We start from the raw sequence: 25,080 nt of genomic DNA, 5'->3' as shown, positions 1-25,080 counted from the left end.
GCGAATTGCAACGGCGGATGACGTTTCTGGCGAAACCGGCAGCGTTGGCGCTTATCGCGACGATCACCATTGTGAGCATCTGGACGCCGCTCGCTCACCCTGACGTCGCACAGAGATGGTTCTCCTTTCCGAACCTTCTTTTCTTCGTGCCCGTACCTTTGCTGGTATTGGTCGCGACGGTCTTGCTGATTCGTTCTCTCTCCAACGGATATCACGCGGCACCATTCATGCTGGCGTTGTGCTTGCTTTTTCTGGGGTACAGCGGCCTGGCAATCAGCCTCTGGCCAAACATCGTTCCCCCTTCCATTTCAATCTGGCAGGCGGCAAGTCCGCCTCAATCGCTCGGATTCACGCTGGTCGGCGCGCTTTTCATTATCCCCTTCATCCTGATCTACACTTCGTGGTCCTACTATGTCTTCCGCGGTAAGGTCCGGGCCGGCGAGGGCTATCATTGAAGCACGCGTGACCTCAGAGCATCGACCAGATTGGAGAAGCCGGCTGGGCTGGCTCGTGATCATCTGGGCAGCGAGCGTTGCAACACTGGGAATTGTCGCGCTGCTGTTCCGATTGCTGATGAGCGCAGCAGGATTGACGATATGAGGCGGAGAGCACTTTAACGTTGCGAAATGACTTAAATGTATGTGGTCTAAACTCGCAAATTACACGAAGACAAAATCGCTCAAATCCAGACTTTGGGCGACTTTTCACAATTGAAAATTGCGGCGTGACTCGGGAGATCGCCCTTTCAAACCAGTAAAGACACAGTTCGCGGTGAACTTTTTGTTCTGAAAGCGCTAGAGAAGACCGAGCGCGCGTTGATGTTGACCGCGTTTATCGCAGACCCACGTCAAACCATGTCCGCGAGATCGAGGCGGAGCTTTTGGACTACTTTCGCGAGCTCGAAAAGCAGGGAGGCCGTCCCACCGAGGCGGCCCTAGTTCACTTCCTTAGTTCCTCGGAGTAAGATCGCTGCTGCAACAATCGGTGGCTTCGCTCCAAACGACTGCGACTTGCCTCAACTATCGCTCGCGTCTGCTGAATGACCAGCGGCAAGTCCGCGAGTTCACTGCGCCCCCTCCGGCCGATGATTTCGTCTTCGCCAATCAGGTGAGGCGCGTTACTTGTCACACTCCATTCTCCTCTCGATTGTTCGAATGTTAGCTCCGAGGCCCCCTTATACAGCTTCAACAGCCCCATGCCCAATTGGCGTAGGTCGTTGCGGTAAGGGCCGGGCGGAAGTTTACGCGCGCGGAGAAGCGTATTGGCTGCTTGCTTTCGCAAAGGAGAGGCTGCCACGTTTAATGGCATGTTCATGGATCTGTCCCGTCAGCAGATGATGGGACAAGTGAATCAGAAATTAACGCGGCTCGTCTGTCTGCCGGCCGACATAAACTCAAACTAGGCCACAAGGTCGGAAACAGGCCAGCACCAAAAATGGGTCGCAGTGCTTCCGACCTAGGCGGCGAAGTCGCCTCATCTGGAGGTCCTTGGATTTGAGGCTATCGCGGAGACTGCAGGGGGCCGCCGCCTTGCAGCTGTGGCGCGGCCACCGAGCCCCGCTATAGCGGGGAACGTGCGAACTGCCCGTCGTTGGCCTAAACCCAGCGGCGGGAATTTTGTGAGTTGCGAAGGCGGTAAGGCGCGACGGTCCGAAAGTCGAAGGTCACCACGGGCAGAAGGCGCTTCCGAGGGACATTTGCCCAAGCTACGCGAGCGCGCCGTCCCGAGAAACGTCTAGAGCGCTGCCACAATGAAGTCTGGGCACTGGATCATGGAGGAGCAACCTCGAGAGGCCGTCGATTTGATTGTGGGTCGCCAATCAGGATGATCATGCCGGTGTGTCTAATCTTAAGTGCGATCTCGAAAGACCCGCGAGAAAGGACCAACTAGAATTTGGTAAGCTGCTATACAGCGATTGCGCCCCAACTCGAGAGCAGCACCGGCGGGGCTGACGAGATCTGCCAAAGCTGAGCAACTCTGTCCTAGAGCAAGTCCAAGGACGAATGCAGGACTCCAATAGTAGCTCCGTGGAAACGATTCACAAGCGGATCAAGACAAATGGTGTTACGGTTTATTACGTCACGGTCCCGTGGTTCTGTGCATGCACGGCGGCCGCAAAGCAACCGTGAGTTCCTCCTGAGGACTGAGCGGCTCGGCGACGGATCTGCGCTTATCGCTCCGGATATGCAAGGTTAAGTCGATAGCGATAAGGCTACGAAGAGCATTGCAGAAGAGATGATGGTGGGCCAACAGGCGTTTTCCGCATGACCATCATTCACGTCGCAAGCATCATGCGCGACGCCGCGTTGTGGCGCTAGCCCGTTTGCGGACATCCATTGGAGAAACCCATGGTGACCCTCAACCAGGATATCATGTCACGACGCGGATTCTGCCTGTGCTGCGTGGCGGCGACTACAGTAGCGGCCACGGGCGGCTGGCTCTCGCCGCGACAGGCTTTCGCGGAAGCGCGCAACATTGTGGACCTCATCCGCGACGACGCCGCCAAAGCGGCCATCAAAGTCCATAAGTTGCGCGACAATGTCAGCGTCCTCGAGGGCTCTGGCGGCAATATCGCGGTCATGACAGGCGCCGACGGCAAGGTGTTCATTGACGCCGGCATCACCGCATCCCGTCCGCGCATCCTAGAGGCTGCGAACAGTTTGAGCCGCGAGCCAATTTCGCACCTGATCAACACGCACTGGCACTTCGATCACACGGACGGAAATCAATGGCTAAATGCGGAAGGGGCAGCCATCATCGCCCATGAGAACACCCACAAGCATCTGCTAGTTGCCCAGAGAGTTGCGGACTGGGATTTCAACTTCCCGTCTCCTCCGCTATCGGCCGTTCCGACCGAAACCTTCTCGTCTGAGAAAGCCCTGAAGCTCAACCGGTCCACGCTTCTCCTTGAATATTACGGTCCCGCGCACACCGATAGCGACTTATCGGTGACGATCCCCGAAGCGGACATTTTTCATTGTGGCGATACCTACTGGAACGGCATCTATCCGTTCATCGACTATTCAACCGGCGGAAACATCGACGGGATGATCAAGGCGGCCGAGGCGAATGTTGCCGCCGTAACCGACAAGACGATCGTCATCCCGGGGCACGGCAACCCTGTCAGCAACAAGGTTGAACTTGCGGCCTACCGCGACATGCTTATCGCAATCCGCGACAATGTCGGCAAGCTCAAGCAGCAGGGCCGATCGCTCGATGACGCGATCGCCGCCAAGCCGACCGCGGCGTTCGATGCGATATGGGGCCAGTTCCTCATCACCCCGGCGCTCTTCACCCGACTGGTTTACGAGGGCGTCTGACGGTCCYCTCAAATGATGGCCATCACCCGTTCTTCCAGTGAAAGGAGTATGGATATGTCTGCCTCCGAGAAGCCGCTTCACATCGATATTCAGGTAACGCTCAAGGACGTGAAGACAGTGTATAGCATCGGCGCGTTGGCGTTCGAAGGCGATCTGCCGGCTTCCATTTTCCACCTTCAGCTGATCACCAACGACATCGCCCACGCGAAGGCCGAATCGGAGGTTATCGCCGTCTTTCACACGAATGCCGGCCACGTGACGCTGCACGACACTGCTTACAACGCTGATCGAAATATCGCGACCGGCAATCCCTATAAGGACCTTGTGGCAGACCTGATGAAGCGCAGTGTGCGTATCGAGCTGTGCGGAGCGACCGCGAAGGCTCACAACTGGGGCAATGCCGATCTGCTACCCGGCATCAAAGTCAATACGGATGCCATGGCGAGGACGACACAGCTCGTTCAGCAGGGATTCGTAAAGATTACGGAATAAGCGCAAGAGCGTGTGTTGTTTGCCTGAGGCGAGTCTTTTCGACCTCCAACAGGGAAACTCCAATGGTCGATGCCAGGGCGAAAGCACGTTCTAGCCCCATACACGCCATCTCCGGCTACAGAGGAGAACGACATGAATGTTCGTACCACTCTCACCTGGGCCGCCCTCGCATTGGTCGCCGGATCCGCCTTGGCACCAAACGGTCAGGCCGAAACGGTCACGCCTAAAATTGCGGAAGCGGTTCCGAACGCCGTCGAGGAGGTTTCGGAGATAAGAATTCCGGACAGCAAATTGTCGCGCGATGCAGCTCAGGTCATTCGCGATACCGAAAACGATTTGCTGTTTCAGCACTCCATGCGCGTTTACTATTGGGCTGCTTTGGCAGGAAAGCGCAAGGGTCTGACCTTTGATCCGGAACTTCTCTACATAGCGGCCATGTTCCATGATTATGGACTGACTGCAAGTTATGGGGAAAGTCACCTGCGCTATGAAGTGGATGGCGCGAATGCCGCACGCGATTTTTTGCGGAGTCACGGCATTTCGGAAGCTGATGGCCAGAGCGTCTGGCTTGCGATCGCACTGCATACGACAAATGGAATTTCCCCGCATCTGTACCCCATCGCGGCACTTCTTGCCGAAGGAGCCAACATGGACCTTGTCGGCGCCGGCTATGACGACTTCACTGCCGCGCAGCGGAGCGCTGTCGAGACGGTTTATCCGCGTCCGCCACAATTCGCGGAAGGCTTCCTGCAGGCCCTTTACGACAGCCTCAAGCACCGTCCTGAAACCACCCAAGGCACCGGTTTGGCCGATGTAATGGCCTACAAGGACCCTGGTTTCCGTCGCAGGGACTTCAGCAATCTGATGCGGAAGTCGCGCTGGGCTGTCGGGCAATAGGCGAAGCGATCCCTCAGTGGTCCGGTTCTCCCACATGGAGAGCTTTCAGTTCGAAGAGGCTTCGGAGTTTCACAAGAAGAYCTTGAAGCCGAAACCAGACTTTTGTCGTCGACGTCGAATGAGGCGCGTCCCTCCGCGTAGCTTGGCGATTGAGTGCGACGATGTGCTCGGCGTTGGGTCGACGGGCTGAAACCTGCGTTGACGACGGCACCAGCGATGGGTGATACAAGCAGAGCCCACAAGCCAAAGCGTTCTCAGCAATTGTTCCCGGTCCCCGCGGGAGTTGGCGGCCCTCCACACCTGCTTGCCGCGACGCTCATCGTTAGCCCGAATTCAAGCGGGCGCGGTGACTTCGCCCGTGGCCTCTACGTTGAGAACGATCTTTCCTTTCGGCGGTGATCGTCGGCCTTCTAACATCATGTGCGCGTCTCGCGCATCGGCGAGAGGCAGAACTACACCGACGCGGGTTTTCAGTTCGCCGCGGTCAATGAGATCGGCGATTGTGCGCAGCCGCTCGGTGGTCACTTCCACCAAGAAGAAGGCTGCGGTGACCCCGCGGGACTTTGCGCGGTCTTGATCGGGCTGGGACACAGCGGAGATCAGCTTGCCGCCCGAGCGAAGAACCTGAAAAGAACGCATTTGCGTTTCGCCCCCGACGAGATCCAGTACCGCGTCCGCGTCCTTCACCTCTTCCTCGAAGCGTTGCGTATGATAGTCCAATACTTCGTCGGCACCGAGGGACCTCACGTACTCGACGTCCTTCGCCCCAGCCGTCGCGATTGAACGAAGCCGAGCGCGACGAGCGAGCTGAACCGCGTAGGCTCCAACGTTTCCCGCAGCTCCATGAATGACAACCGTCTGCCCGGCTTCGAGGCGAGCGTGGTCGAACAGACCTTGCCACGCCGTGACCGCAACGACGGGAACGGAAGCCGCTTCGGCATAGCTCAGCGAGCTTGGTTTCTTCGCAAGCATCGCAGCATAGGCCACCGCGTATTCTGCGTAAGCACCAAGGAACTGAGTGTTGGTCACTCCGTAAACCTGATCTCCGACAGCCAGGTCCGAAATGCCCGATCCCACGGCCGCGACCGTTCCGGACAGATCGGAGCCGAGCGTGAGAGGAAGAGGCTGCGGCAACGCGCTCTTGCCGGCCCTGATCCAGCCGTCCCAGGGACCGACGCCTGCTGCGTGAACATCGACAAGAACTTCGCCCGGACCAGGATCTGGCCTTGGGACCCGTTCAAATATCATCACGTCCGGCGCGCCGAATTTGTGTACTCGCCATGCCAACATAGAAGAATCAGCAGGACCATTACCGACGAGAGTGCTTCCCATTCTTGACTCCTACCAAGATGTGAGTCAGCCGCCGGCTTGCGCTATTGCCGAGTTCAAAAGTCACACCTACGCTCGGCGCTCTCCACAACCCGCAAGATTCTGCGTGTTTGAGAGATGGGCTTCGTAGCCTTTATCGCATTTTAAAATTCTAGACCGGGAACGACAATAGCTGGTCATCAACCAGCTCTCGCGCAATTTCCCTACATCTGATCCTTACTCGCAGGAAGTGAATTTCCCGCGGTTTGTACTTGGCGTCCTGCACATTTCTTTGATTTGGGTGGCGAGCTTCCTCAGGAGCTTCAAGCCGCCCCTAATCCATGGAGTGCACCACGAGAACAGGGACCGCTGATCAGAAAACGACAGCCACACTGCCCGAGCGAGACCCTGCTTTCAGCCTCAATCGCACTGCAGTATCGTCATACCGAAGGGTACTTCCGGTCCAACATTCGCGGGTTACCTTGTGGGTATCGATCTAAAGCGTCGGCGGGCATGAATTGCGGTGCTGTCGGCAGTTCAGCGCGCACAAGACAGGAGTTTAACAATGAACGACGTAAGTTTCGGCATTAAGATTCCGGATAGCAAGATCGCGCGCGAAGCCACCGAACTGGTGCGGCACCACGAAACCGAGATGTTGTTTAACCACTCGGTTCGAGTCTTTGTGTTTGGTGCGATGAAGGGTGTCCGCCAGAACCTGAAATTCGACTCTGAACTGCTCTATGTCGCTGCGCTGTTTCATGACTTGGGCCTTATCGACACCTATCATACCGAGACAAAACGTTTTGAAGTCGATGGCGCAGATGCAGCGCGCGAATTTCTCAAGAGCCATGGCATTTCCGAATCGAAGGCGGATCTGGTGTGGGAAGCCATCGCCCTACACACCACGCCTGGTATCCCCCAGTATATGCGGCCCGAGATCGCTCTCACAAACGCGGGTGTTTTGGTGGACGTCGTCGGGATTGGATATGATGAGTACACGCCAGAGCAACGCGACCAAGTCATCGCGGCTTTTCCCCGCGGTAATTTCAAGAGCGAATTTATCGAGGTTCAGACTTGCTCGGCTTTAAAGAAGCCTCAGACAACGTTCGGGACGGTGAACTTCGACTACATCGAATATCGCGATCCCACATTTCGCAAGCCAAACGCGTGCACTTGGATCCACAACAACCCGTGGCATAGCTGACCCTGCCAGCCGCCGGCCATCTGGAGGTGGTCGGGGGCGATCGCTACGCTGTTGCAGCACTCGGGAAACACAACAGCACGTGAATTATCCGTGCGAGCTTCCTCGACAGTCGCACTGTAGTTCACAGTAATCGGCTTGACGATGGCTGGCGCGCCAGCTGATCGGTGTTGCGCTGGCACTCCCGCTCCAGGGCGCGCCGTCTGTTACTGCAGCGGATTTCGGTATCGATCTGCGCAGGCTAGGCCACAAATGTCTCGATGGCTCGAACATCGACAAAATTATTCAGTCGGCAATCGTCCGCTCGTATTGGGAGGGAATAGTGAAAAATCTGCTTACAACCTATCAGGACGCCCAAAAGAAGAAGATCGCGGTCGGTCACTTCAATGTATCGGATCTATGGACACTGAAGGGCATCGTGGCGGCGGCCAAGGACCTGCAGGTTCCTGTCGTCGTCGGGGTTTCAGAGGGCGAACGCGAGCTTCTCGGTGATAGGCAAATATCGGCTCTGGTCGCAAGCTTCCGCGATGGCGAAGGACTCCCAGTCTATCTTAACGCCGATCACACCCACTCGTTGGAATCGGCGATGGCCGCCGCAAAAGTTGGCTTCAATTCCATCGTGTTCGATCTCTCAGCTCTTCCGATCGACGAAAATATCCGGAAAACCAAAGCAGCGGTTGAAATGCTCAAAGACATCAATCCGTCGATCCTGATAGAAGGTGAAATCGGCGACATCGGAACGGGCTCGCGGATCCATGATGCTGCCCCTGATTTCAGCCGCGGGTTAACTGATCCGGAGCAGGCCAAGGCCTTTGTCGAGGCGACCGGTATACACATCTTGGCCCCTGCGGTCGGCAACATGCACGGCATGCTGCGGAGCATGGTTGAGGGAAAGACTAGAAAGCACCTGGACATTGAAAGGATTGCGGCCATCAAGCGAGCCACTGGGACGTTGCTTACGCTTCATGGCGGGTCGGGAACGGAGGATGTCGATTTCGTCAGTGCCATAGATGCCGGCATAAACATTATTCATGTGAACACTGAGCTCAGGGTGGCTTGGCGTCGTAGCCTGGATGACGCGCTGTCAGCTATGCCGGATGAAGTGGTTCCGTACAAGATCCTGCCCGCAGTCGTGGAAGCGACGCGTCGACTGGTGTACTCTCGATTGAAATTGTTCAACAAGCTCTGAGACTCGATCTTTAGAGGGTTGCTCTCGCTCTTGTCGGTGGAATGGCGGCCACTCACAGTCGCTGAGTTCCTAGCGCATGATTCGAGGTTCCGATTTCAGAGCTTCAACACGTCAAGGCATTCGACCCGCACCGGCCTATTGCAAATGTTCTGAAGTTACTTCCGCTTTCGGCGGGATGGCCGACATTAGCCGGACTTACCGCTGGCTCGCCCGTGCAGCGATTGACCCGGACCGGACAATTGATCCGCCGGATCTACGTCACCCCGACAGGAATGCCCGATCTTAGGCGCAACAGCGCAGGGCCAGGTACTCGAAGCGTTGCATGCGCTTGCGCAGTGCATCACCAGACTGCAACCTGCCGGTGTAGAGCGCCTCGGCACCACGAACTCCGCATTGGTGCCCCGAGCACTGCGCTGTTGCCCCAAGATCTTTGTTGATTCTAAATCCTCAATTCCGCTCGCTTTAACGTCAACTGTGCGTATTTGGCGCCACAATTCTTTGGTGGCAGACGGCCGGTCACCAAGTGCTAAACGCGGAGATTGAGCAATGCCAAAGCACTACGAAACATCGGAGCAGCGGGAGAAGCGAGAACTCGACGAGGAGCTGGACCGGCAATTGCAGCAAACCTTTCCGGCCAGCGATCCGTTGAAAATCACGCGGGGCTCGACTAAACCACACGCAGCAAAGCCGGCTGCGCGCGACGCTGAACGAAGACGCCGCTAGTCTATCGACCAACCCGGCAGAGTGGGAGCCGTTGTTCGCTGAAAGGAGGGGTCGCCGGCCCTGCGAACACGGCTGGCCGACGCCTAGCGCGGGCGGAGACCAAGAGACGGCGTCGATTTCTTGGGGGTCTCTTGCCAGATCGCCGCCGGTTTGCAGGCGGAGCGCGCATGACTCGCTCGCGAGCGATGAGCCGCGGCACGCGTCACGCCTTTGGGGCAGGGGCGATCGGTGAATTTGCTATTGTGCGTTCAGAGCCGCCGGGAGGAACAACGAGAACGTCCACGTTCAACGAACGCAGGACTTCTTCCGTTACGCTCCCGATCAACGCCCGAAGCATGCCAGATCGGCCGTGCGTGCCCATCACCAGCATGTCAGGCCGCCTCTCCGAAACAGCACGGGTGATGACCTGCATAGGCCCGCCCTCGGCGACCTGGAGAAACCATCGTTGCGTGCCGAGCTTGTTCGTCACCAGAAACTTCGTCAGCTCCTCCATTGCCTTTTGACGCTCGCTATCGACATATCCGCTGATTACAGCCCCGCTCGCACCAGAGCTGAGCAATCGCGTTTTCGCCATCGGCGAGAAGGCGTGAAGAATCGTGCCCTCCGCCAAGAGTCCGGTGGACAGGCCCACGCGAATTGCATCGGCCGATGTATCCGACATATCAACTGGCACTAGAGCGCGTTCATAGCGCCGCTGCGCCTCGTTGTTCACCATCAGAACAGGATACCTTCCTCCGCGAATAACACGCTCGATTGTGGTGCCCGTGAAGATATCGCGCAGAAACTGCTTGCGATGGGCTCCCATTACAACGAGATCCGCGTCGGCTGCTGCAGCCGCTCGCAGTATCCCGTCAAAAGGATGGCCCTTGACCACAGTCGGATAGCACTGAACGTTTTGCAGCTCCGGCATGGATACGATCTGCTCAACCAGCACCCGTTGTGCCTCACGCTCTTCGATGCGGACCAGCTCTTTTGGCTGATCATCGTCGACGACATGAACAAGGTGCAGCTTTGCATCAAGGGAGCGCGCTGAGAGGCCGGCCTTCCGCAGAGCGCGGTTGGAGCGCGTCGAGAAATCTGTCGCAGCTACGATGTTCATGTCATAATCCTTGTAATTGCGAACGGCAGCAAGAACGATGGCTTGCCAAGTTCGACCAGCGCGGCAATTCGGTTGCCTTGCGGAGGGCCTATGACGCTGTCGCGTGCCGGCTTCGTTCAATCTAATCCACCAGATTGGCTTGGACCGACGATCTGTAGCCGAGAAGCAACCAAGCATCGCGCCGCGAACATCCGGAGCACGATATTTTTCTCGCTCATAAGCAACTGTTGTACGCGGTGACGGAGGTGAACCTCTCAACGTCACCTTTTAGGGTCGTGAGGAATTGGCGGTTGGCGGCGAGCGAATGCCTCGCGGAAACCATCGGGATCTGAAATCCAGATGAACATGACCCATGAGGTCAGGACGAGCAGCGCGAAAAACACTGACATGAGAAACTCCCGGCTTTGGTTGCAGAACTATTGAGGTGCCGTCCCGGACGATGTGGCATCGTCCGGGTTACCGGCGGATCTGCAGCTGGGTCCTATAAATCCGGCGTCGTAGCGTTGTAGTCATCACTGCCTCTGTTTGCCGTACGGCTTGTTTGCCAGCGGCATGTGCATCGCCCTGCGGGGCAGCGAGCTAGAGCCCTCGCGGCCGCGACGTGCACTGAGTTCGGGGCTGATTGCCTCCGATCAGGCGGCCAATCTGCAAAGACTTCGGCGAACTCGTTTACTACTCAGCATCATACATCATGCACTTAGAGGTGGCCATGCGATGCAGGAAATCAAATGCGACATTTAGCCTGGATTGGCCGACTCGCCGGTCAAGGAACCTGCTGCAAGAAATCGCGCGTCTCGCGCTAATTGCCCTCTGGTCCGCGAACCTGCGCACTCTTTTCGGCAGTATCGCGAAATCGCGCTGCGCCCACCAATACGGTCAAGGCAATAGGCGTGGTTACCACGCCAAGCCCGATGATTAGGATTTCGTGCAGCACTGGCCTGCTCTGAAGTACCGAAAAGCAAACGATTGAAGCAGCTGCAATGAATACGGTGCCCAGCGTTGTCCCGAGCGTCGGCGCGTGGACCCGCTCGTAGAATGTGCCGAGCCGCAAAAGGCCCAGCGAACCGACCAGTGTGACGGCGGCGCCAACAAGCAGGAGAAATGCCGTGAGAGCCGCAGCCCAGGGCGGCAGGTGTTCGATGCCGTTCATTCCATCACCTCGCCGCGCAGCAGAAACTTCGCCAGCGCAACCGTACCAACAAAACCGAAGAGGGCCATGGCCAGGGCCGCTTCGAAATAGAGCGTTTCGCCGGATCGAATCCCGAACGTCAGAAGCAACAACATCGCGTTCACGGACAACGTGTCGAAGCCCAAAACGCGATCCTGTGCCCGCGGCCCGCGAAAGATGCGGACCACGCCACAGCCGATAGCCAACACCAGAAGTACCTGCGCGGCGGAAAGCGCGTAGATCAGCAAGAGCTGGCTCATTCGAATATCTCCAGCAGATGGCGTTCGTAGCGCTGCTTGATCGTGCGGATCCACTCGGCTTCATCGACCAGGTCCAGAACATGGATCATCAACAAACCCTTCTGTGCATCGAAGTTCACCCACAGCGTTCCGGGGCTCGAGGTAATGATGCAGGCCAGCAACGCCAGTCCGTAGGGATTGCGCATATCGAGCGGAACGTTCACGAATCCGGATTTTCGCTGTCGGCGCCCAAAACCGAGAATGATCCGGCCAACCGCCAAGTTGGAGCGGATGATATCAATCRCCACCAATCCCAGCAGGCGTAGAAGGACGCCGGGTCGCCTGACGCGCGTGCTTGGTAACTCCAGTACGGTGAGAAACCGCCCGCCGACGAGCGCAATCACACAACCGAGGAGGACATGTCCGATCGTGACTGCCTGATTGAGCAGTAGCCACAATGCGAGCAGACAGAAGCTCATCCGCGGAAAGGGCAGGAATCGCGTCATTTGCCRCCCGCCTTTCGACTGCCTTGGGCGCTGATCTCCAGGACGTCGCTGACGTAGCCCGCCGGCGCGTGCAGCGATTGCGCCGTTGCCTGCATGAAACGCATCACCGGACCGGCGAGCACTGTCTGGGCCGCGCAAATGATCAACAGGAACATGATGGGCGCCATCTCGATCAAGCGCACACGCGGCACGGCGCGATCTGGCGAGGCCCAGAAGGAGCGTATACCTGCTCGGGTCAGCGCGACCAACGCCGCGAAACTGGATACGAGGAGCGCCAACAGGAGCGCCCATCCACTGCCAGGAACGGCACCGCCCGGATGCATGTCTGCAGGACGAAGCGCCGCCGTCAGCAGCGCGAATTTGGCTATGAACCCCGACAGCGGCGGGAGCCCGGCGATGACTAGCGCGCACCCCATAAAGGCGACGCCGAGCAACCCCATCGTGGCCACAATGGCCATGCCGACCTCCTCTTCCGTATCGTCCGCGTCATCATCTTCTCCATAAGCTTCCCGGGTGACGGCGATCACATCAGCTCCGGGTTCGCGGCCGCGCTCGATGAGTTCGGCCAGAAGGAAGAACGCGCTGATGCCGAGAGTCGAGCTGACCAGGTAAAACAGTGCTCCACCGGTGACACTGACTTGTCCGGTCCCTGTGGCTGCCAGTACGGTTCCGGAGGATACCAGCACCGAAAAGCCGCCGAGACGGGCGGTGTCCTGGGATGCCAATGTGCCGATTGCTCCGAATGCGATCGTCGCCAACCCGCCCCACAACAGCCAGTCACTACCGAAGCCCGCTGACGCGCCGCTGCCCTCACCAAAAAGCAACAGCGATAGACGCAGGATGATATACGCGCCGACCTTGGTCATGAGCGCAAAGATCGACGCCACCGGTGGACTCGCGGCTGCGTAGGCCGTCGGCAGCCAGAAACACAGGGGCCACATGCCGGCCTTGAGCAGGAAGGCCACCGCCAGCATGCCGGCGCCTGCTTCGAGCAAACCGCGGCTCTCCGCAGCGATTGTAGGTATCCGCGCCGAGAGGTCCGCCATATTGAGCGTCCCGGTGACGCCATAGATCAGGCTGACCCCGATCAGGAACAACAGCGACGCGACCAGATTGACGACGATGTAGTGCAACCCAGCTTTCACCCGTGCGAGACCGGAACCATGCAGCAGAAGGCCGTACGAAGCGGCCAGCAATAACTCGAAGAAGACAAACAGGTTGAAGAGATCGCCGGTCAGGAAGGCACCATTGAGGCCCATCAACAGAAACTGAAAGAGCGGATGGAAATGCGCGCCTGTCCGGTGCCAACGGGCAAGAGAGAACACAACCGACGCCAACGCCAGGATGCTGGTCAGGAGCAGCATGAGCGCGGAGAGCCGATCGAGAACGAGGACAATTCCGAAAGGAGCGGGCCAATCGCCCAGGCGATAAACTTCCCTGATTCCGGGGTGACCCGAATCAGACATTCCGAGCAAGATCATCGCGACGCAAACGAGTGCAACCGTTGCGGCGACATTGACGGATGCCACTATGTTGCGGTGCCGCTCTCCATTCAAGAGCAGCATGCCTGCACCGGCAAGCAGGGGCAGGACGATGGGCGCAACGACCAGATTTGCGATTCCGCTCACGCCTCGGGCTCCTGACCGTCGACGTGATCGGTGCGAGCCAGGCCGCGCGACGCGAGGAGAACGACAAGGAACAGCGCCGTCGTCGCAAAACTGATGACGATTGCAGTCAATACGAGCGCCTGTGGTAGCGGGTCAGCATGTTTCATTGCATCCCCGATCTCCTTTGCGATCAGCACCGGCGCTCCCGTCCGCGCCCGCCCCATGGCCACGATGAAGAGGTTGACGGCGTAAGAGAGCAACGAAAGCCCGATGATGACTTGAAACGTGCGCGGCCTGAGGACCAGCCACACGCCGGACGCCGCAAGCGCACCTATGCCGATGGCCAGGCTAAGCTCCATTACACCAACCCCTCTTTCGGTCGCTCACCGGGCCCGCGTTGCCCCGCCTGGAGCGGCACGCCGTAGCGACGCAGCGATTGATGCGCGATTGCGATGAGCATCAAGACCGTGGCGCCGACGACGAGCGAGAACACACCGATATCGAAGAGAAGAGCGCTGGCCGTGGGGACGCGACCGAGCAGAGGCAATTCGGCATATGCAAAGTACGAGGTCAGGAAGGGGTGTCCGAAAACGCAGGCGGCAGCTCCCGCACACCCTGCCAGCAAGAGGCCGAAACCCATCCAACGCACCGGCATGACGTGAAGACGAGCTTCCACCCAAACCGTGCCGCGAGCCATATATTGCAGGATGAACGCTGTCGCCATTGCGATGCCGGCGACGAAGCCGCCGCCCGGAAGGTCGTGCCCGCGCAATAGAAGGAAAATGGCCACGACGCCGATCACGGGAAACAGCAGCCCCATCATCAATGCCGCGGTAGCAAGCGTGTCCTTGGCAGTGTCGCCCTTCTGTCGATCGGGATGAGCCTCGTCGTGGGTATCCTGGGCATGCTGCTGTTCGGGAACGGGAATGCTTTCGGGGGCCGGACGGAAACGGCGCAAAAGCGCGAAGACGGTCAGTGCGACGACCGCAAGCACCGTGATCTCGCCGAGCGTATCGAACCCGCGGAAATCAACCAGGATGACGTTCACCACATTGGTTCCGCCACCCTTCGTGTATGCGTTTTCCACGAAGTATCGTGAAATGCTGTGATTATCCGGGAGCTGCATAGCTGCCAGAGCGAGGGTGGCCAAACCGAGCCCGGCGAGGAGCGCGATGGAGAAGTCGCGAGCGCGGTGCCACCGAATGCTGCCGCGTGCCTCGTCCGGGCTTGATTGAGCAATGCGTTTTGGCAGCCACCGCAAGCCGAGCAATAGGAGAACCGTCGTAACCGTCTCAACGACGATCTGCGTCAGCGCGACATCGGGAGCGGACAGCCAGACGAAGCTGACGCAGGTGACGAGGCCCACGGTCCCGAGCAGTATCAGCGCGACCACCCGATGAAATTTGGCCTGGACCGCGGCTCCTACCGCGCAACCGACGCCCACCACCCAGAGTGATCCGAAGACGAGGTCGAATTCACGCCCTGATGGTCCCGTCAGCGAGAGGCCGCGGGCGTACAGGGGTAGCAGGGCAGCGACGAACGCCACGCCAGCCAAGATTCGCAATTGTGGTTGGAGGTGTCTCGTCCCGAGATTGGTGGCGAGCCATCGCGCAAGGCGCCAGGACAACGTCACCAACACCCAGTCAAAGATCCGCTTACCGTTGATGCGACCGAGCAACGGCGGTCCCTCGTGCACGAGCAGGTAGGAGCGCAGCATGACGTAGACGCCCAACCCCCCGACCATCGCTACTATGCTCATCAGAAGTTCGGGCGTAATTCCGTGCCAGAGACGAAGGCTGTACTCCGGCATCGCGGAGCCGAGAACCGCCCGAGCAGCCGTATCGAGGATCGGCGCTACGGTGAGAGCCGGCGCGACGCCGACGACGAGGCATGCCAGCACGAGCAGTTCGGCCGGAAGTCGCATCAACAGGGGCGGCTCATGTGGAACGCGTGGCAAGCCGGTTGGAGCCGGGCCGAAGAACACGTCGCGAATAAAGCGCAGTGAATAGGCAACCGTGAACGTGCTGGCGAGAGTGACGATGTACGGCAGCGCCTGATCGACGAGGGAATTGTCATGGACCTCGATCGTCTCGGCAAAAAACATCTCCTTCGACAGAAAACCGTTCAGCAACGGCACTCCCGCCATTGCCGCGGCAGCCACCATGGCCAGCGTCGCCGTAATCGGCATGAAGGCCCATAGCCCGCTAAGGCGGCGGATGTCGCGCGTGCCGGTTTCGTGATCGATGATGCCGGCCGCCATGAACAGCGATGCCTTAAAGGTCGCGTGGTTCATGATATGGAAAATCGCCGCGATCTGCCCGAATGGGGTATCGAGTCCGGTCAAAAGCGTGATCAGTCCGAGATGGCTGATCGTCGAGTAGGCCAGTAGCCCCTTCAGATCCTGCTGGAACACGGCGAGAAACGCGCCCAGAAAAAACGTGATCAGGCCGATCGAGCCCACCAGCCACAGCCATTCATTCGTTCCACCCATTGCCGGCCAGAGCCGCACCAGAAGGAACACTCCGGCTTTCACCATTGTTGCCGAATGGAGATAAGCGGAAACGGGAGTTGGAGCGGCCATCGCGTGCGGCAGCCAGAARTGRAACGGGAATTGCGCGCTTTTGGTCAGAGCGCCGAGAAGGATCAGAACGAGTGCGGGGACATAAAGCGCGTGCGAACGGATCACGTTGCCGGAAGCCAGCACCTGCTCCAGGTCATAGCTGCCGACGATGTGCCCGATCAGCAGCACGCCAGCGAAGAGGCAAAGCCCGCCCGTCGACGTGATCACCAGCGCCATGCGCGCGCCGTCTCTCGCAGCCGCGTTGTGGTGCCAGTAACTGATCAGCAGGAATGAAAAGAGACTGGTCAGCTCCCAGAAAAAAACAAGTTGCAGCAGGTTGCCGGAGAGCACGATTCCAAGCATTGCCCCCATGAAGGCGAGCAGGAGGGAGAAAAACCGCGGAACGGGATCACTGGGTGACATGTAGTAGCGGGCATACAGCACCACCAGAAAGCCGATGCCGGTGATCAGCATGGCGAAGGCCCATGCGAACCCGTCAAGCCTCAGCACAAATGCGAGTCCAAGTTCAGCGACCCAGTCCGTTCGCCACCCGACAACGCGGCCATTCGTCACGTTCGGATAAGCCGCGCCGATGAGGCAAAAAGCTGTAAGTGCGATCGATCCAGCGAGCCATGCTTCAGCGTTGCGTGCATTGACCCGCAAGAGTGCCGCAATAAAGCTTCCTGCGAAAGGAAGGACAAGAACGGCAAGCAGGAACATTTGCGTTTCATTGCCCCAGGCTGCGAGGTGGAGAGATGCTTCGCTGATCCTCAATTGCTTAGCCGAGGCGGATCGATATCTCCACTGCTAGATTTAGCGCCATTGTGATTGGTTTGACCCGGAAACCGCCATTCTGGCGGACACTGGCTCCGCAATCGAGCGGTTCAGATCCAGTGTGGAAGCGTGCCAGTCGCAGCGGCGACGACGGCCGCGAGAGCGCCGAGCAACGCGTAGAATCCGCAGAGCGCGATCACCTGCCAGCCACTCATCTCGACCGGCTCGGTGTCCTCAGCTGGGCTGACTTCGGAGCGGTATCGCATGTCATGGCGCCCGTTCAGTGTTCCATCGCAGGTGCAAGCGATCGACGCCGACTATAACAATGGCTCTGTAGAACTACGGCTCACATTCACGTCAAACCGCCCAGGCCTACCGGTGAAGCGACAAGAGTGATCGCCTGCAGCAACGCCAGCCTGGCCATCCCACGCGATGTAATCTTTCGACGCATGTTCTTACGCAGCCAGGCAGTCCCGCGTGATTGTCCGCCCCTCTCACTCCAACGACGTCCCTTTGTCCCCTCTCGATACTTCGCGTGCACAGGTGCTGTGCGGTTTCGTCGCAATGTTTCCAGGGAAATGAACTACTATAGTCAGAGCATCATGGCTTATGTCATCGACATTGATGCGCGCACCGCGCGTTTTGCTCTTCACGCCGGCCGCCTCCAAGCAGGCGGTTAGCCGGACGGTGTTCGCGCCGTCCGGGCTCTTTTCCAGCTTTCGTGACCTCCACTCGAGAGGTCGTCTTGAAGCAGAAGGAGTGTGCCGTGCTGCCTCTTCCAAAAATCGCGCTGACCGCATCAGACTATCCGCGGCTCGAACAGCTCGCCCGCCTCGCCGTCCAAAAAGGAGATTTGGACGGGATATTCCTCATGGGCGAAATCAACCGCGCCGATATCGTCCCGGACGAAGCGGACAACGTCCGTCCGTTCGTGACGATCGGATCATGGGTCACTCATTGCACGAATTGGGGCGTTCCGCGTCGCACCGTGCAATTGGTCTGGCCCGAGGAGTGCTGGTCGGATCCCGCCTCCATTTCGGTGTTGACCCCGCTGGGTGCGGCTTTGATCGGACTGCAGGTCGGCGATCAGATGCCGTACTTTGTCGCCGGATGTCTGAATGTCGTCAGGGTCCAAAGCCTGACCCCATCGGATTCAAAGGTCGTCCCACTCTTCCGGAGAGGGACGAGGCGGTCAGGCAACCAGTTCGATGACGACCCCGGACCAACTGCAGCATAGGAGCGATCAATGCGCAATTTCGAAGCTGAGAGCCTGCGAGAACAGCCGGTGTTGCCGCCGATCAAGATCACTGAGGACGAATCGCGGCGTCTCAGTTCTTTGGCCAATTCGAGCATGGATCTGTTTCCGCGAGTCGCCCATTTTCTGGCTCGAGAAATGGAACGTGCCACGGTGACGGACGAGAACAACTTGCGAGGTGTGATCAGGATGGGGTCGAAAGTAACCTATCGCGATGACGAAACGGGTGCGAGCCGAGAGATCGTGCTGGTCTATCCGCATGAGGCAAACATCGAACTCAATCGGATCTCGGTCCTGACGCCTGTTGGAGCGGCCTTGATCGGCCTATCGCCGGGGCAGCGGATCGAATTCGAGACACCCCACAAGCGCACCAGGGGCCTGACCGTTCTCGCTGTTTCCGAATAAGGGCTGTACGTTAAGTCAGATCGAGCCTCGCCGTCTTGCGATGTGGGCGCGCCGTCTAGGAGGGCGTCGCGTCTGGATCGCGGGCCCTCTCTCGGGCGGACCCGCTCCCTGAAGACATGACGAAACTCGATGCGCAATGGGATGCTGCGATCAACGATCCGAATTTCGACGCCTTGCTGCCAATGTATGCCGCCGACGCCAGTCTAATGCCACCCGGCGCAGCGCCTCTGGACCTACGGCGATACGCGACTTCTTTGCCAAAAGAGGCACGAGCGTCAGAAATCGCAAGCTTGAGCTTGTAGAGACTTTGCAGAGGGGAGACTACGCTTACCTCGCTATTCAAAGCTTCATTTGGTAAAGGGCGAGGAAACGACCATGCTGTCCGGCGGTACCGTTCAGCTTTATGAGCACCAATCCAACGGCGAATGGAAGGTTAAGTCCGTATTTTTGTTCGGGAATAGTCAAGGCGCATTTGATATCTAGCAGCATTCTTGAGCGACCCGTTCTGGTCTGCGGCTCGAATACTTCGAGCGAGAGGCATTTGCATGACGGACCTGCGGTCGTTGATTGAAAATCCTAGCCGGTGCCACGCTCCTCGGCGTCGCGCGCAGGGCCAGCGCACAAAAAGTCAAATCATTCACCATTGCCTACCTCGCCTACTTGCAGGTGAGGATCGTAGCTTCGTGCGGAATTTTTTTGCGCCGTCTCGATCAGCTTGATTAACGTGACGGAAAAAACCTGCAGTTCGTCTATCGCTCGGCAGAAGGCCGGCCGGAACTCTTGCGAGGCCTTGCGTCCGACCTCATTCGGATGAAGCCTGACGCGCTTGTCACCGGATTTGGCACGGTTGCCGCCACGGCGGGCAAGGCAGCCAGAAGCGGCATCCCCGTTGTACTCATGGCTGTGGGCGATCCTGCCGGCGCCGAGGTCGTTGCAAGTCTCGCCCGGCCCGGCGGTAACGTCACCGGACTGTCGGACCTAGCCGCATATAGGGCATCCGGGCTTCAGCTGTTGCGCGAGATCGTCCCTGCCGCCTCGTTGATTGCCGCGGTCTTGAACCCGGGCACGCCGTACGCGGCCCTCGCCTACAGGGAACTCGAGACCGCAGCGCATGTCGGGAGAATAGAGTTACGGGTCTTGTGCGCTCGCCCGAGGAGATCGCGCCGCAGCTCGAGGCCAGCAAGGTTGCAGGAGCCGGGGCCTTGCGATCCTCGAGGACCGCCTCACGTTTAGTAGCGGACCGAAATCGCCGCGGCCGCCTCCCGCCTGCATTCGCCCGCTCTCTACGGCTACCGCGAGTTCGCGGAGGCAGGCGGCCTTATGTCCTACGGCACCGATCATGGCGAGCAATGGCGGCGCGGCGCGGAGATCATCGACCTCATTCTCAAAGGCGGGAAGCCGGCAGACATCCCCGTCGAGCGGCCGACCACGTTCGAGCTTGTCGTCAAACTCAAGACGGCTAAGGCCTCAAACATTGTGGTGCCGTCAACGATCCTGAGTCGTGCCGACAGGATCATCGAATGAGCGTCGCCACTTCCGAAATTGGCCTAAATGCGAAGTGCACGATGTCCGCTATTTAGTCGCTATCGGGGTAAAAGCGGACGTCGCACACAATCCGCGGGCGGTATTACTGCGCTAGAAATCTGAATGCGACAACCAGCGCCACCATGCTCGCGAAAATCAGCAGCGCCGCGAGGGTTTTTCGGGTCATTGGCCTCGTCGAACGGCGCGCAGCCGATTCACGGGGTTGAGATCTAGGCGGTCTCTGGGACCGCACGACTTTGCCCTCTGTCGTTGGCGTCCGAGCCTTTGGTTCCGGCGCTGCGCCCACGCCTCCCATCTCGCTGTAATAAGCGCTGTAGACCTCGCGAACGGCTAGGGCCGTGGATTCGGCCTCGCTCATTGTCTCGAGCCGAGTTCGATAGTTAGTCAGAAAGCTTTGGGCGCTGGACGGCAGGTCATCGAAACCACCGAGCTTGGCCATCATTAGCCAGGTGGCAAAATCCGCCTCAGCCTTCGTGCGCGCTTTCTTGGCGATACTGGCGCTGGAACCGGAGGACATGGTGGTCCGATTGGTTGGAATCCGGCCGCGAGGCTGTTCGTCGACACCATCCGCGCGGCAGGAAGGGCAATTGGCAATCCAGTCACAGTAATGACAGCGCGGGAGAGTTCAAACGCGAACCTTACCAACCAGTCGGTTCCTGGCCCAGGTTGAAGCGGAGTGAGCAGGCTGGCTAGGGTAGGGGCTCACCTCTGCTGATGCCCCAACGTGCTTTCATTGAACAGAAAATTTCTGTTTAACTCCTATGAGCAACATGCTGCGATGCGCGCGCCGGCAGCCATCTGGCACCCGAAGGAACCCTGCTCAGCTTCCTAAGGTTTGCATGCACAGTCGCTCTGATGCGTTGGAGACAGCTGAGGCAATGCCCCGAGCCAAGCGCACGCCGCCGCTAGTCTGTGGGAGTATCACAAAGCCGAGACGGAATTGATCGGCAAGGCCGTGGTGCTGACGGATGAAAAGGCAGGGACTGTCGAGGAATTGTGCTTGGACGAAGCGCACGTTTGCGTCTTTCCGTCGCTGGCCGTCCCGGGAAGTGGCCCGTCTCAACGATTAAGCTCCTAGAGCGATAGAACTTCACCGCGCGTATAATGATCTGATGTTATCGGCTAATCGAAGCGACTCGCCCAGTCTCCGATGAATGCCGAGTTGGGGCGGCTCTGGACCGTCCCCCTCTGGTGCTCGACCGCGCCGGCTTTCTGGTCGAGCAGTCCGCCCTCAGCCCGCACATCTTCGACGAGGCAGGCCAATGACCATCGCCCTGATCGCCGCCGCCTGCTGGATCGGGCTGAACGTCCTCGCTGTGGGGGCCGGCGGTCGCTGGCGCAAGAGGCGAGCGCGTGAGCGTTCACGAGATCATATGGTAAGCCACCGCCGCGGCCCTGGTCTGCACAGCTGCTGCCTACGGCATCGGCTGGGGCTACGTGCTGATCCGGCTGTACATCGCATACAGGTAGAGGCCGCTGTCTTAACAATGACTGCGAAGGTCAGCTAGCCGCCAGGTTGGGCAAGTAGGAAGGCACGTCGCCCTGCTTTTTGCGCTCGGCGATAAGCTCCTTCTCAGCCTCGTACCAGAAAGTGTCCATCTGCCTTGCTGGTTGGCCCGCCTTTTCCCAAAGGAGGTAAGCTCGATTCCTGATGTCTTGCTCGGTCATACCCGTCATGTGAGAGATCTCCCTTTCCGGGAAAACGTAGGGCGAGGTGTTGAAGTTCCTGCACGGAGTGAACCCGCGATGCGACGCGGCAACCCATGAAACTAAAGTTTCGCAGCATTTTCTGGTCATGCCGAGATACTTCTTTCATATCAAGCACGTGCGTGGCGAGATCGACCACCAGGATGAGGAACTTCCCGACAAGCATGCGGTGTGGAACGAGGCCACTGTGACAGCCCGTCAGATGCTCCAAGGCATTGATGGGAAGCTGACGCCGGCCCGAGACTGGCAGATGGAAGTGACGGACGAGTTTCAGACCACGCTTTACGTCCTGCGCATTCAAGCTGAAGTGCCAAAGTGAGGCCCAGAGACCCGCCTTTCCACACGATTTGCTGGCGTTTTGTGGGTATGATCCTGACCTGCGTAGTTCGCGCACCGCCTGCTTCGGGGGCGTCGCTGCTAAGACATGAACCGGCCTGAGCTCGGCACGCCCCGCCTAGAAAAGCTCGAGGTCGGCCCCCGGCCAAATCCCGGCGTTGCCCAGGAGCGTCCCACATACGGTCCCGACCTGAGCGGTTTGCCCGTCGTATTCGTTTGCGGGGTCGGCGTGCCATTCAGCCTCTACGAGACCGGGCGCGTCCTTTGGTGGATCATCTCGCCGAAGCCGGCACAGCAATGCACGGATGGATGACCGCTTCTGGAGGAAAAGCAGACTACGCAGGCAATTTGAGCATTTCGCCTTTTGGACCCATGGCGGACATAACGCACTCCGGCGTGATGTCTTCCCCTACGTTGCGGGGAGGTCGATCTTACGCGGCTTGCAGTATCAACTCGCTCACGCGGTCTGGTGCATCGAGCATGGCCATGTGCCCAAAATCCGGCAGTTCGAATGTGGCCCAAGACTTGTCGCTCTTGCAGTCTGCCAGTGCCTTGTCAAAGGGCGGCTGTGGAAATTTTGGGAGCCGGATGTATGTCTTCTTCGCCACCTTTTGGAGCGCCCCGGAAACCTTGATCTGCTGGAGATAGGTGCCGACTGGATGCGGAGTAACCTTAGACTCGGCGAATGCCCGATCGCGTTCGGCAACAACACTGGCCGGATAATGCGCCGATCCGCGAACGCCCGCCTCGCCCTTGTCGATGGCCATTTGTATGCCTTTGCGGACCGGCTCGGCTGCGTAGTCCGCCACCCTTTGTCCGTCGGCCGGAATGTAGGCATCAAGCCATATAACCGATGAGACGCGATCGCCGATGCTTTCGAGTGCACCCGAGCCTACAAAGCCTGCATAGGACCAAGCCACGAGGCAGACGTTCTCGAGACTTTCCCATTTGATCAGGTTGACGACGTCGGCAATGTGGGTGTCCAGATCGACATCCTTGCTCAGCAAATGCGAGCGCTCGGCTAAACCCGTGAGTGACGGAGCGAACACTTTATGGCCGTCCTGTTCGAGCCGGTCAGTGACCCGGCGCCATATCCAGCCACCGCAAAAAGCCCCGCTGACAAAGACAAAGGTCTTTCGCGCCGATTGCGCGCGGTCGGCACCGACCGCCCCTGGGGTCGCTGCTGCCGCGAGACCGCCGGTTGCAGCACTGCGCAGGATGCGACGGCGGGTAATTCCACCATTCGTCATGACAAAATTCCTATGGTTTGAGGAAGATCGGGACCGAAGCGGATTGCAACCTTGGAGGATATCCGCGCGTCGGTTCGCGGCCAAGGCCTGCTCGTGGCCCGTTTGAGACGTGCCCACTATCCTGAGAATGTCCGTTCACCGGGGGCGGTCTCAACCGATCGACGCAACACTTTATCTTAGAGGGAAAAGATGGAGTGTAGGATGGAACGGAGATTTCATAGAGGTTTTACCGCGGCAGAAAAGACGGAGTTATGGGACCGTTGGAAGCGCGGGGAGTCACTGAAGGCGATCGGGCGAGCTTTTGGTAAGCAGTCATCGTCGATCTATTTTCTGGTTGCCCCGCATGGAGGGTTTCGTCCTGCGGAGCGGCGTCGCTCCAGGTTGGCATTGACGCTTGCGGAACGCGAGGTGATTTCCAGAGGCGTTACGGCACGTCAATCAGCCCGGTCTGTCGCCAAACTGCTTGGCCGCTCGCCCTCGACGGTGAGTCGTGAAATGAGCCGCAATGGCGGCTGTGATCGCTACCGGGCGACAGTTGCAGACGAGAATGCCTGGGCACAATCGCGTCGTCCAAAATGTTGTAAATTGGCGATCAATTCGCGGCTTCGGCAGGCCGTGGCAGGGAAGCTCAGATTGGATTGGTCACCCGAGCAGATAACCGGTTGGCTGAAGAGAACGCATCCTGAAGACGAGTATAATCAGGTGTCACACGAGACCATCTATCGCAGCCTGTTTGTCCAAGCGCGCGGCGTGCTCAAGAAAGAGCTGCTTCGCCATCTTCGATCGAAGCGCTCGATGCGTCGCTCCAGACCGGTTGATCCGAATGGCGATAGACGGGGACATATGAAGGATGCCGTCTCAATCCGTCAGCGAGCGGCTGCGGTTGAAGATAGGGCGGTGCCTGGCCATTGGGAGGGCGATCTGCTGTCCGGGCCGAACAACACCTACATCGCGACCTTAGTCGAGCGTCAAACGCGTTACGTGATGCTGGCCAAAGTGGCAGGCAAGGACACCCAGACTGTAGTCAACGCGCTCATCAAGCCGGCGAAGAAGCTACCAAAAGAACTGTATAAGTCCCTGACTTGGGACCGAGGCAAGGAACTGACGGATCATCGGCGCTTTTCGATGGCGACCAACATCGATGTCTATTTTTGCGACCCGCAAAGCCCGTGGCAGCGCGGGTCGAACGAGAATACCAATGGCCTGCTGAGACAGTACTTTCCAAAGGGCACCGACTTGTCGGTGCATTCGCAAGCCCATCTGAACAAAGTGGCTCGTCAGCTAAACGAACGGCCACGTGAGACCTTGCAATTTGAAACGCCAGCAGAGAGATTTAATGCCTGTGTTGCGTCAACCGGTTGAGCCGACAGGGGGTAGACCGGAAGTCGTCGTGCTCCGGCCAAACCGACGCGAATGACCCCACCCAGACATCCGTCTGAATGAGGGATCAGGGTGCCATCGCTGACAAAACAATCTGTGATGCCGTCGGTCCAGCTCAT

Annotated in this window: 24 protein-coding genes and 2 pseudogenes; 14 read left to right on the top strand and 12 right to left on the bottom strand. The window is 58.7% G+C overall.

Annotated elements, in window-relative coordinates; all coding sequences use genetic code 11:
* From AB4Z51_RS35280 to AB4Z51_RS35260, 5 genes are all read left to right on the top strand, one after another.
* Positions 1-455 (top strand): cytochrome d ubiquinol oxidase subunit II (locus AB4Z51_RS35280; protein WP_441498943.1); only part of this gene is annotated, 455 nt, incomplete at its 5' end.
* Positions 412-600: a DUF2474 domain-containing protein gene (locus AB4Z51_RS35275; protein ID WP_135216189.1), complete on the top strand. Its 189-nt coding sequence runs from the start codon at positions 412-414 to the stop codon at positions 598-600. The genes AB4Z51_RS35280 and AB4Z51_RS35275, both read left to right, overlap by 44 nt.
* A 1,748-nt stretch (positions 601-2,348) precedes the next feature.
* On the top strand, positions 2,349-3,320 hold the full coding sequence (locus AB4Z51_RS35270; protein WP_135216188.1) for an MBL fold metallo-hydrolase: 972 nt from the start codon (positions 2,349-2,351) through the stop codon (positions 3,318-3,320).
* Between the two features lie 54 nt (positions 3,321-3,374).
* Positions 3,375-3,812, top strand: coding sequence for a DsrE family protein (locus AB4Z51_RS35265; protein WP_135216187.1), 438 nt, complete (start codon positions 3,375-3,377; stop codon positions 3,810-3,812).
* Between the two features lie 132 nt (positions 3,813-3,944).
* A complete protein-coding gene (locus AB4Z51_RS35260) occupies positions 3,945-4,709 on the top strand; it encodes an HD domain-containing protein (RefSeq protein WP_135216186.1) in 765 nt (254 codons plus the stop codon).
* A gap of 333 nt (positions 4,710-5,042) precedes the next feature.
* Here the strand turns inward: AB4Z51_RS35260 and AB4Z51_RS35255 are convergent, their stop codons facing one another.
* On the bottom strand, positions 5,043-5,999 hold the full coding sequence (locus AB4Z51_RS35255; RefSeq protein ID WP_063985065.1) for an NADP-dependent oxidoreductase: 957 nt from the start codon (positions 5,997-5,999) through the stop codon (positions 5,043-5,045).
* A gap of 583 nt (positions 6,000-6,582) precedes the next feature.
* Between AB4Z51_RS35255 and AB4Z51_RS35250 the strand changes: the two genes are divergently transcribed.
* The 3 genes from AB4Z51_RS35250 (at position 6,583) to AB4Z51_RS35240 (ending at position 9,130) form a co-directional block, all read left to right on the top strand.
* The gene (locus tag AB4Z51_RS35250) at positions 6,583-7,221 is read left to right on the top strand and encodes an HD domain-containing protein (RefSeq protein WP_063985064.1); all 639 of its coding nucleotides are present in this window, start codon (positions 6,583-6,585) and stop codon (positions 7,219-7,221) included.
* A gap of 319 nt (positions 7,222-7,540) precedes the next feature.
* Positions 7,541-8,407: a class II fructose-bisphosphate aldolase gene (locus AB4Z51_RS35245; RefSeq protein ID WP_283016390.1), complete on the top strand. Its 867-nt coding sequence runs from the start codon at positions 7,541-7,543 to the stop codon at positions 8,405-8,407.
* 546 nt (positions 8,408-8,953) lie between these two features.
* A complete protein-coding gene (locus AB4Z51_RS35240) occupies positions 8,954-9,130 on the top strand; it encodes a hypothetical protein (RefSeq protein WP_161495740.1) in 177 nt (58 codons plus the stop codon).
* 202 nt (positions 9,131-9,332) lie between these two features.
* Here the strand turns inward: AB4Z51_RS35240 and AB4Z51_RS35235 are convergent, their stop codons facing one another.
* The 8 genes from AB4Z51_RS35235 to AB4Z51_RS35200 all read right to left on the bottom strand — a co-directional run bounded on the left by AB4Z51_RS35235 (position 9,333) and on the right by AB4Z51_RS35200 (position 17,349).
* Positions 9,333-10,229, bottom strand: coding sequence for a universal stress protein (locus AB4Z51_RS35235; protein WP_441498942.1), 897 nt, complete (start codon positions 10,227-10,229; stop codon positions 9,333-9,335).
* 799 nt (positions 10,230-11,028) lie between these two features.
* Positions 11,029-11,379: a monovalent cation/H(+) antiporter subunit G gene (mnhG, locus tag AB4Z51_RS35230; protein WP_063985061.1), complete on the bottom strand. Its 351-nt coding sequence runs from the start codon at positions 11,377-11,379 to the stop codon at positions 11,029-11,031.
* A complete protein-coding gene (locus AB4Z51_RS35225) occupies positions 11,376-11,657 on the bottom strand; it encodes a K+/H+ antiporter subunit F (protein WP_063985060.1) in 282 nt (93 codons plus the stop codon). The genes mnhG and AB4Z51_RS35225 overlap by 4 nt, the downstream gene beginning before the upstream one ends.
* Positions 11,654-12,142 carry a Na+/H+ antiporter subunit E gene (locus AB4Z51_RS35220; protein ID WP_441498941.1) on the bottom strand — a complete coding sequence of 163 codons (489 nt, stop codon included), beginning with the start codon at positions 12,140-12,142 and terminating at the stop codon, positions 11,654-11,656. Before AB4Z51_RS35220 ends, AB4Z51_RS35225 begins: the two co-directional genes overlap by 4 nt.
* Entirely contained in the window at positions 12,139-13,770 is a 1,632-nt protein-coding gene (locus AB4Z51_RS35215; protein WP_441498940.1) for a monovalent cation/H+ antiporter subunit D, read from the bottom strand. The genes AB4Z51_RS35220 and AB4Z51_RS35215 overlap by 4 nt, the downstream gene beginning before the upstream one ends.
* Positions 13,767-14,108, bottom strand: a complete 342-nt coding sequence (locus AB4Z51_RS35210) for a Na+/H+ antiporter subunit C (protein WP_063985058.1) — start codon at positions 14,106-14,108, stop codon at positions 13,767-13,769. The genes AB4Z51_RS35215 and AB4Z51_RS35210 overlap by 4 nt, the downstream gene beginning before the upstream one ends.
* Entirely contained in the window at positions 14,108-17,029 is a 2,922-nt protein-coding gene (locus tag AB4Z51_RS35205) for a monovalent cation/H+ antiporter subunit A (protein WP_441498939.1), read from the bottom strand. The genes AB4Z51_RS35210 and AB4Z51_RS35205 overlap by 1 nt, the downstream gene beginning before the upstream one ends.
* A gap of 164 nt (positions 17,030-17,193) precedes the next feature.
* Entirely contained in the window at positions 17,194-17,349 is a 156-nt protein-coding gene (locus tag AB4Z51_RS35200; RefSeq protein WP_283016394.1) for a hypothetical protein, read from the bottom strand.
* 479 nt (positions 17,350-17,828) lie between these two features.
* Here AB4Z51_RS35200 and AB4Z51_RS35195 point away from each other — a divergent pair, with 479 nt between their 5' ends.
* The 3 genes and pseudogenes from AB4Z51_RS35195 (at position 17,829) to AB4Z51_RS35185 (ending at position 20,267) form a co-directional block, all read left to right on the top strand.
* Positions 17,829-18,320 carry a GreA/GreB family elongation factor gene (locus AB4Z51_RS35195; RefSeq protein ID WP_063986618.1) on the top strand — a complete coding sequence of 164 codons (492 nt, stop codon included), beginning with the start codon at positions 17,829-17,831 and terminating at the stop codon, positions 18,318-18,320.
* A 9-nt stretch (positions 18,321-18,329) separates the two neighbouring features.
* Positions 18,330-18,743, top strand: a complete 414-nt coding sequence (gene rnk, locus AB4Z51_RS35190; RefSeq protein WP_063985056.1) for a nucleoside diphosphate kinase regulator — start codon at positions 18,330-18,332, stop codon at positions 18,741-18,743.
* A 738-nt stretch (positions 18,744-19,481) separates the two neighbouring features.
* A pseudogene (locus AB4Z51_RS35185) lies at positions 19,482-20,267 on the top strand (ABC transporter substrate-binding protein).
* A 103-nt stretch (positions 20,268-20,370) separates the two neighbouring features.
* On the opposite strand, the gene AB4Z51_RS35180 reads toward AB4Z51_RS35185, so the two are convergent.
* Positions 20,371-20,805 (bottom strand): hypothetical protein, encoded by a 435-nt coding sequence (locus tag AB4Z51_RS35180; protein WP_085398627.1) that lies wholly within the window; start codon positions 20,803-20,805, stop codon positions 20,371-20,373.
* 393 nt (positions 20,806-21,198) lie between these two features.
* On the opposite strand from AB4Z51_RS35180, the pseudogene AB4Z51_RS35175 reads away from it, so the two are divergent.
* Positions 21,199-21,374 (top strand): annotated as a pseudogene (locus AB4Z51_RS35175) (PRC-barrel domain-containing protein).
* Between the two features lie 414 nt (positions 21,375-21,788).
* On the opposite strand, the gene AB4Z51_RS35170 reads toward AB4Z51_RS35175, so the two are convergent.
* The gene (locus AB4Z51_RS35170; RefSeq protein ID WP_084795268.1) at positions 21,789-21,965 is read right to left on the bottom strand and encodes a DUF2934 domain-containing protein; all 177 of its coding nucleotides are present in this window, start codon (positions 21,963-21,965) and stop codon (positions 21,789-21,791) included.
* Between the two features lie 40 nt (positions 21,966-22,005).
* On the opposite strand from AB4Z51_RS35170, the gene AB4Z51_RS35165 reads away from it, so the two are divergent.
* The gene (locus AB4Z51_RS35165; RefSeq protein ID WP_354114662.1) at positions 22,006-22,314 is read left to right on the top strand and encodes a DUF6894 family protein; all 309 of its coding nucleotides are present in this window, start codon (positions 22,006-22,008) and stop codon (positions 22,312-22,314) included.
* A 448-nt stretch (positions 22,315-22,762) separates the two neighbouring features.
* Here AB4Z51_RS35165 and AB4Z51_RS35160 read toward each other — a convergent pair whose 3' ends face one another.
* A complete protein-coding gene (locus tag AB4Z51_RS35160; RefSeq protein ID WP_441498938.1) occupies positions 22,763-23,581 on the bottom strand; it encodes an alpha/beta fold hydrolase in 819 nt (272 codons plus the stop codon).
* A gap of 201 nt (positions 23,582-23,782) precedes the next feature.
* Between AB4Z51_RS35160 and AB4Z51_RS35155 the strand changes: the two genes are divergently transcribed.
* Positions 23,783-24,943, top strand: coding sequence for an IS30 family transposase (locus AB4Z51_RS35155; protein ID WP_441498937.1), 1,161 nt, complete (start codon positions 23,783-23,785; stop codon positions 24,941-24,943).
* The last annotated feature ends 137 nt before the right edge of the window (positions 24,944-25,080 follow it).

The organism is Bradyrhizobium sp. 2TAF36 (genome assembly GCF_052114925.1).
GTDB lineage: Bacteria > Pseudomonadota > Alphaproteobacteria > Rhizobiales > Xanthobacteraceae > Bradyrhizobium > Bradyrhizobium barranii.
Note: the sequence above shows the minus strand (reverse complement) of the source record. Positions and strands in the feature narration are given on the sequence as shown.

Excerpts from the sequence above, each read along its gene's own strand:
- AB4Z51_RS35275 (WP_135216189.1), top strand. The coding sequence starts at position 412 with ATGTCTTCCGCGGTAAGGTCCGGGCCGGCGAGGGCTATCATTGAAGCA.
- AB4Z51_RS35270 (WP_135216188.1), top strand. The coding sequence starts at position 2,349 with ATGGTGACCCTCAACCAGGATATCATGTCACGACGCGGATTCTGCCTG.
- AB4Z51_RS35265 (WP_135216187.1), top strand. The coding sequence starts at position 3,375 with ATGTCTGCCTCCGAGAAGCCGCTTCACATCGATATTCAGGTAACGCTC.
- AB4Z51_RS35260 (WP_135216186.1), top strand. The coding sequence starts at position 3,945 with ATGAATGTTCGTACCACTCTCACCTGGGCCGCCCTCGCATTGGTCGCC.
- AB4Z51_RS35255 (WP_063985065.1), bottom strand. The coding sequence starts at position 5,999 with ATGTTGGCATGGCGAGTACACAAATTCGGCGCGCCGGACGTGATGATA.
- AB4Z51_RS35250 (WP_063985064.1), top strand. The coding sequence starts at position 6,583 with ATGAACGACGTAAGTTTCGGCATTAAGATTCCGGATAGCAAGATCGCG.
- AB4Z51_RS35240 (WP_161495740.1), top strand. The coding sequence starts at position 8,954 with ATGCCAAAGCACTACGAAACATCGGAGCAGCGGGAGAAGCGAGAACTC.
- AB4Z51_RS35235 (WP_441498942.1), bottom strand. The coding sequence starts at position 10,229 with ATGAACATCGTAGCTGCGACAGATTTCTCGACGCGCTCCAACCGCGCT.
- mnhG (WP_063985061.1), bottom strand. The coding sequence starts at position 11,379 with ATGAACGGCATCGAACACCTGCCGCCCTGGGCTGCGGCTCTCACGGCA.
- AB4Z51_RS35225 (WP_063985060.1), bottom strand. The coding sequence starts at position 11,657 with ATGAGCCAGCTCTTGCTGATCTACGCGCTTTCCGCCGCGCAGGTACTT.
- AB4Z51_RS35210 (WP_063985058.1), bottom strand. The coding sequence starts at position 14,108 with ATGGAGCTTAGCCTGGCCATCGGCATAGGTGCGCTTGCGGCGTCCGGC.
- AB4Z51_RS35200 (WP_283016394.1), bottom strand. The coding sequence starts at position 17,349 with ATGCGATACCGCTCCGAAGTCAGCCCAGCTGAGGACACCGAGCCGGTC.
- rnk (WP_063985056.1), top strand. The coding sequence starts at position 18,330 with ATGCGCAATTTCGAAGCTGAGAGCCTGCGAGAACAGCCGGTGTTGCCG.
- AB4Z51_RS35180 (WP_085398627.1), bottom strand. The coding sequence starts at position 20,805 with ATGTCCTCCGGTTCCAGCGCCAGTATCGCCAAGAAAGCGCGCACGAAG.
- AB4Z51_RS35170 (WP_084795268.1), bottom strand. The coding sequence starts at position 21,965 with ATGACGGGTATGACCGAGCAAGACATCAGGAATCGAGCTTACCTCCTT.
- AB4Z51_RS35160 (WP_441498938.1), bottom strand. The coding sequence starts at position 23,581 with ATGACGAATGGTGGAATTACCCGCCGTCGCATCCTGCGCAGTGCTGCA.
- AB4Z51_RS35155 (WP_441498937.1), top strand. The coding sequence starts at position 23,783 with ATGGAACGGAGATTTCATAGAGGTTTTACCGCGGCAGAAAAGACGGAG.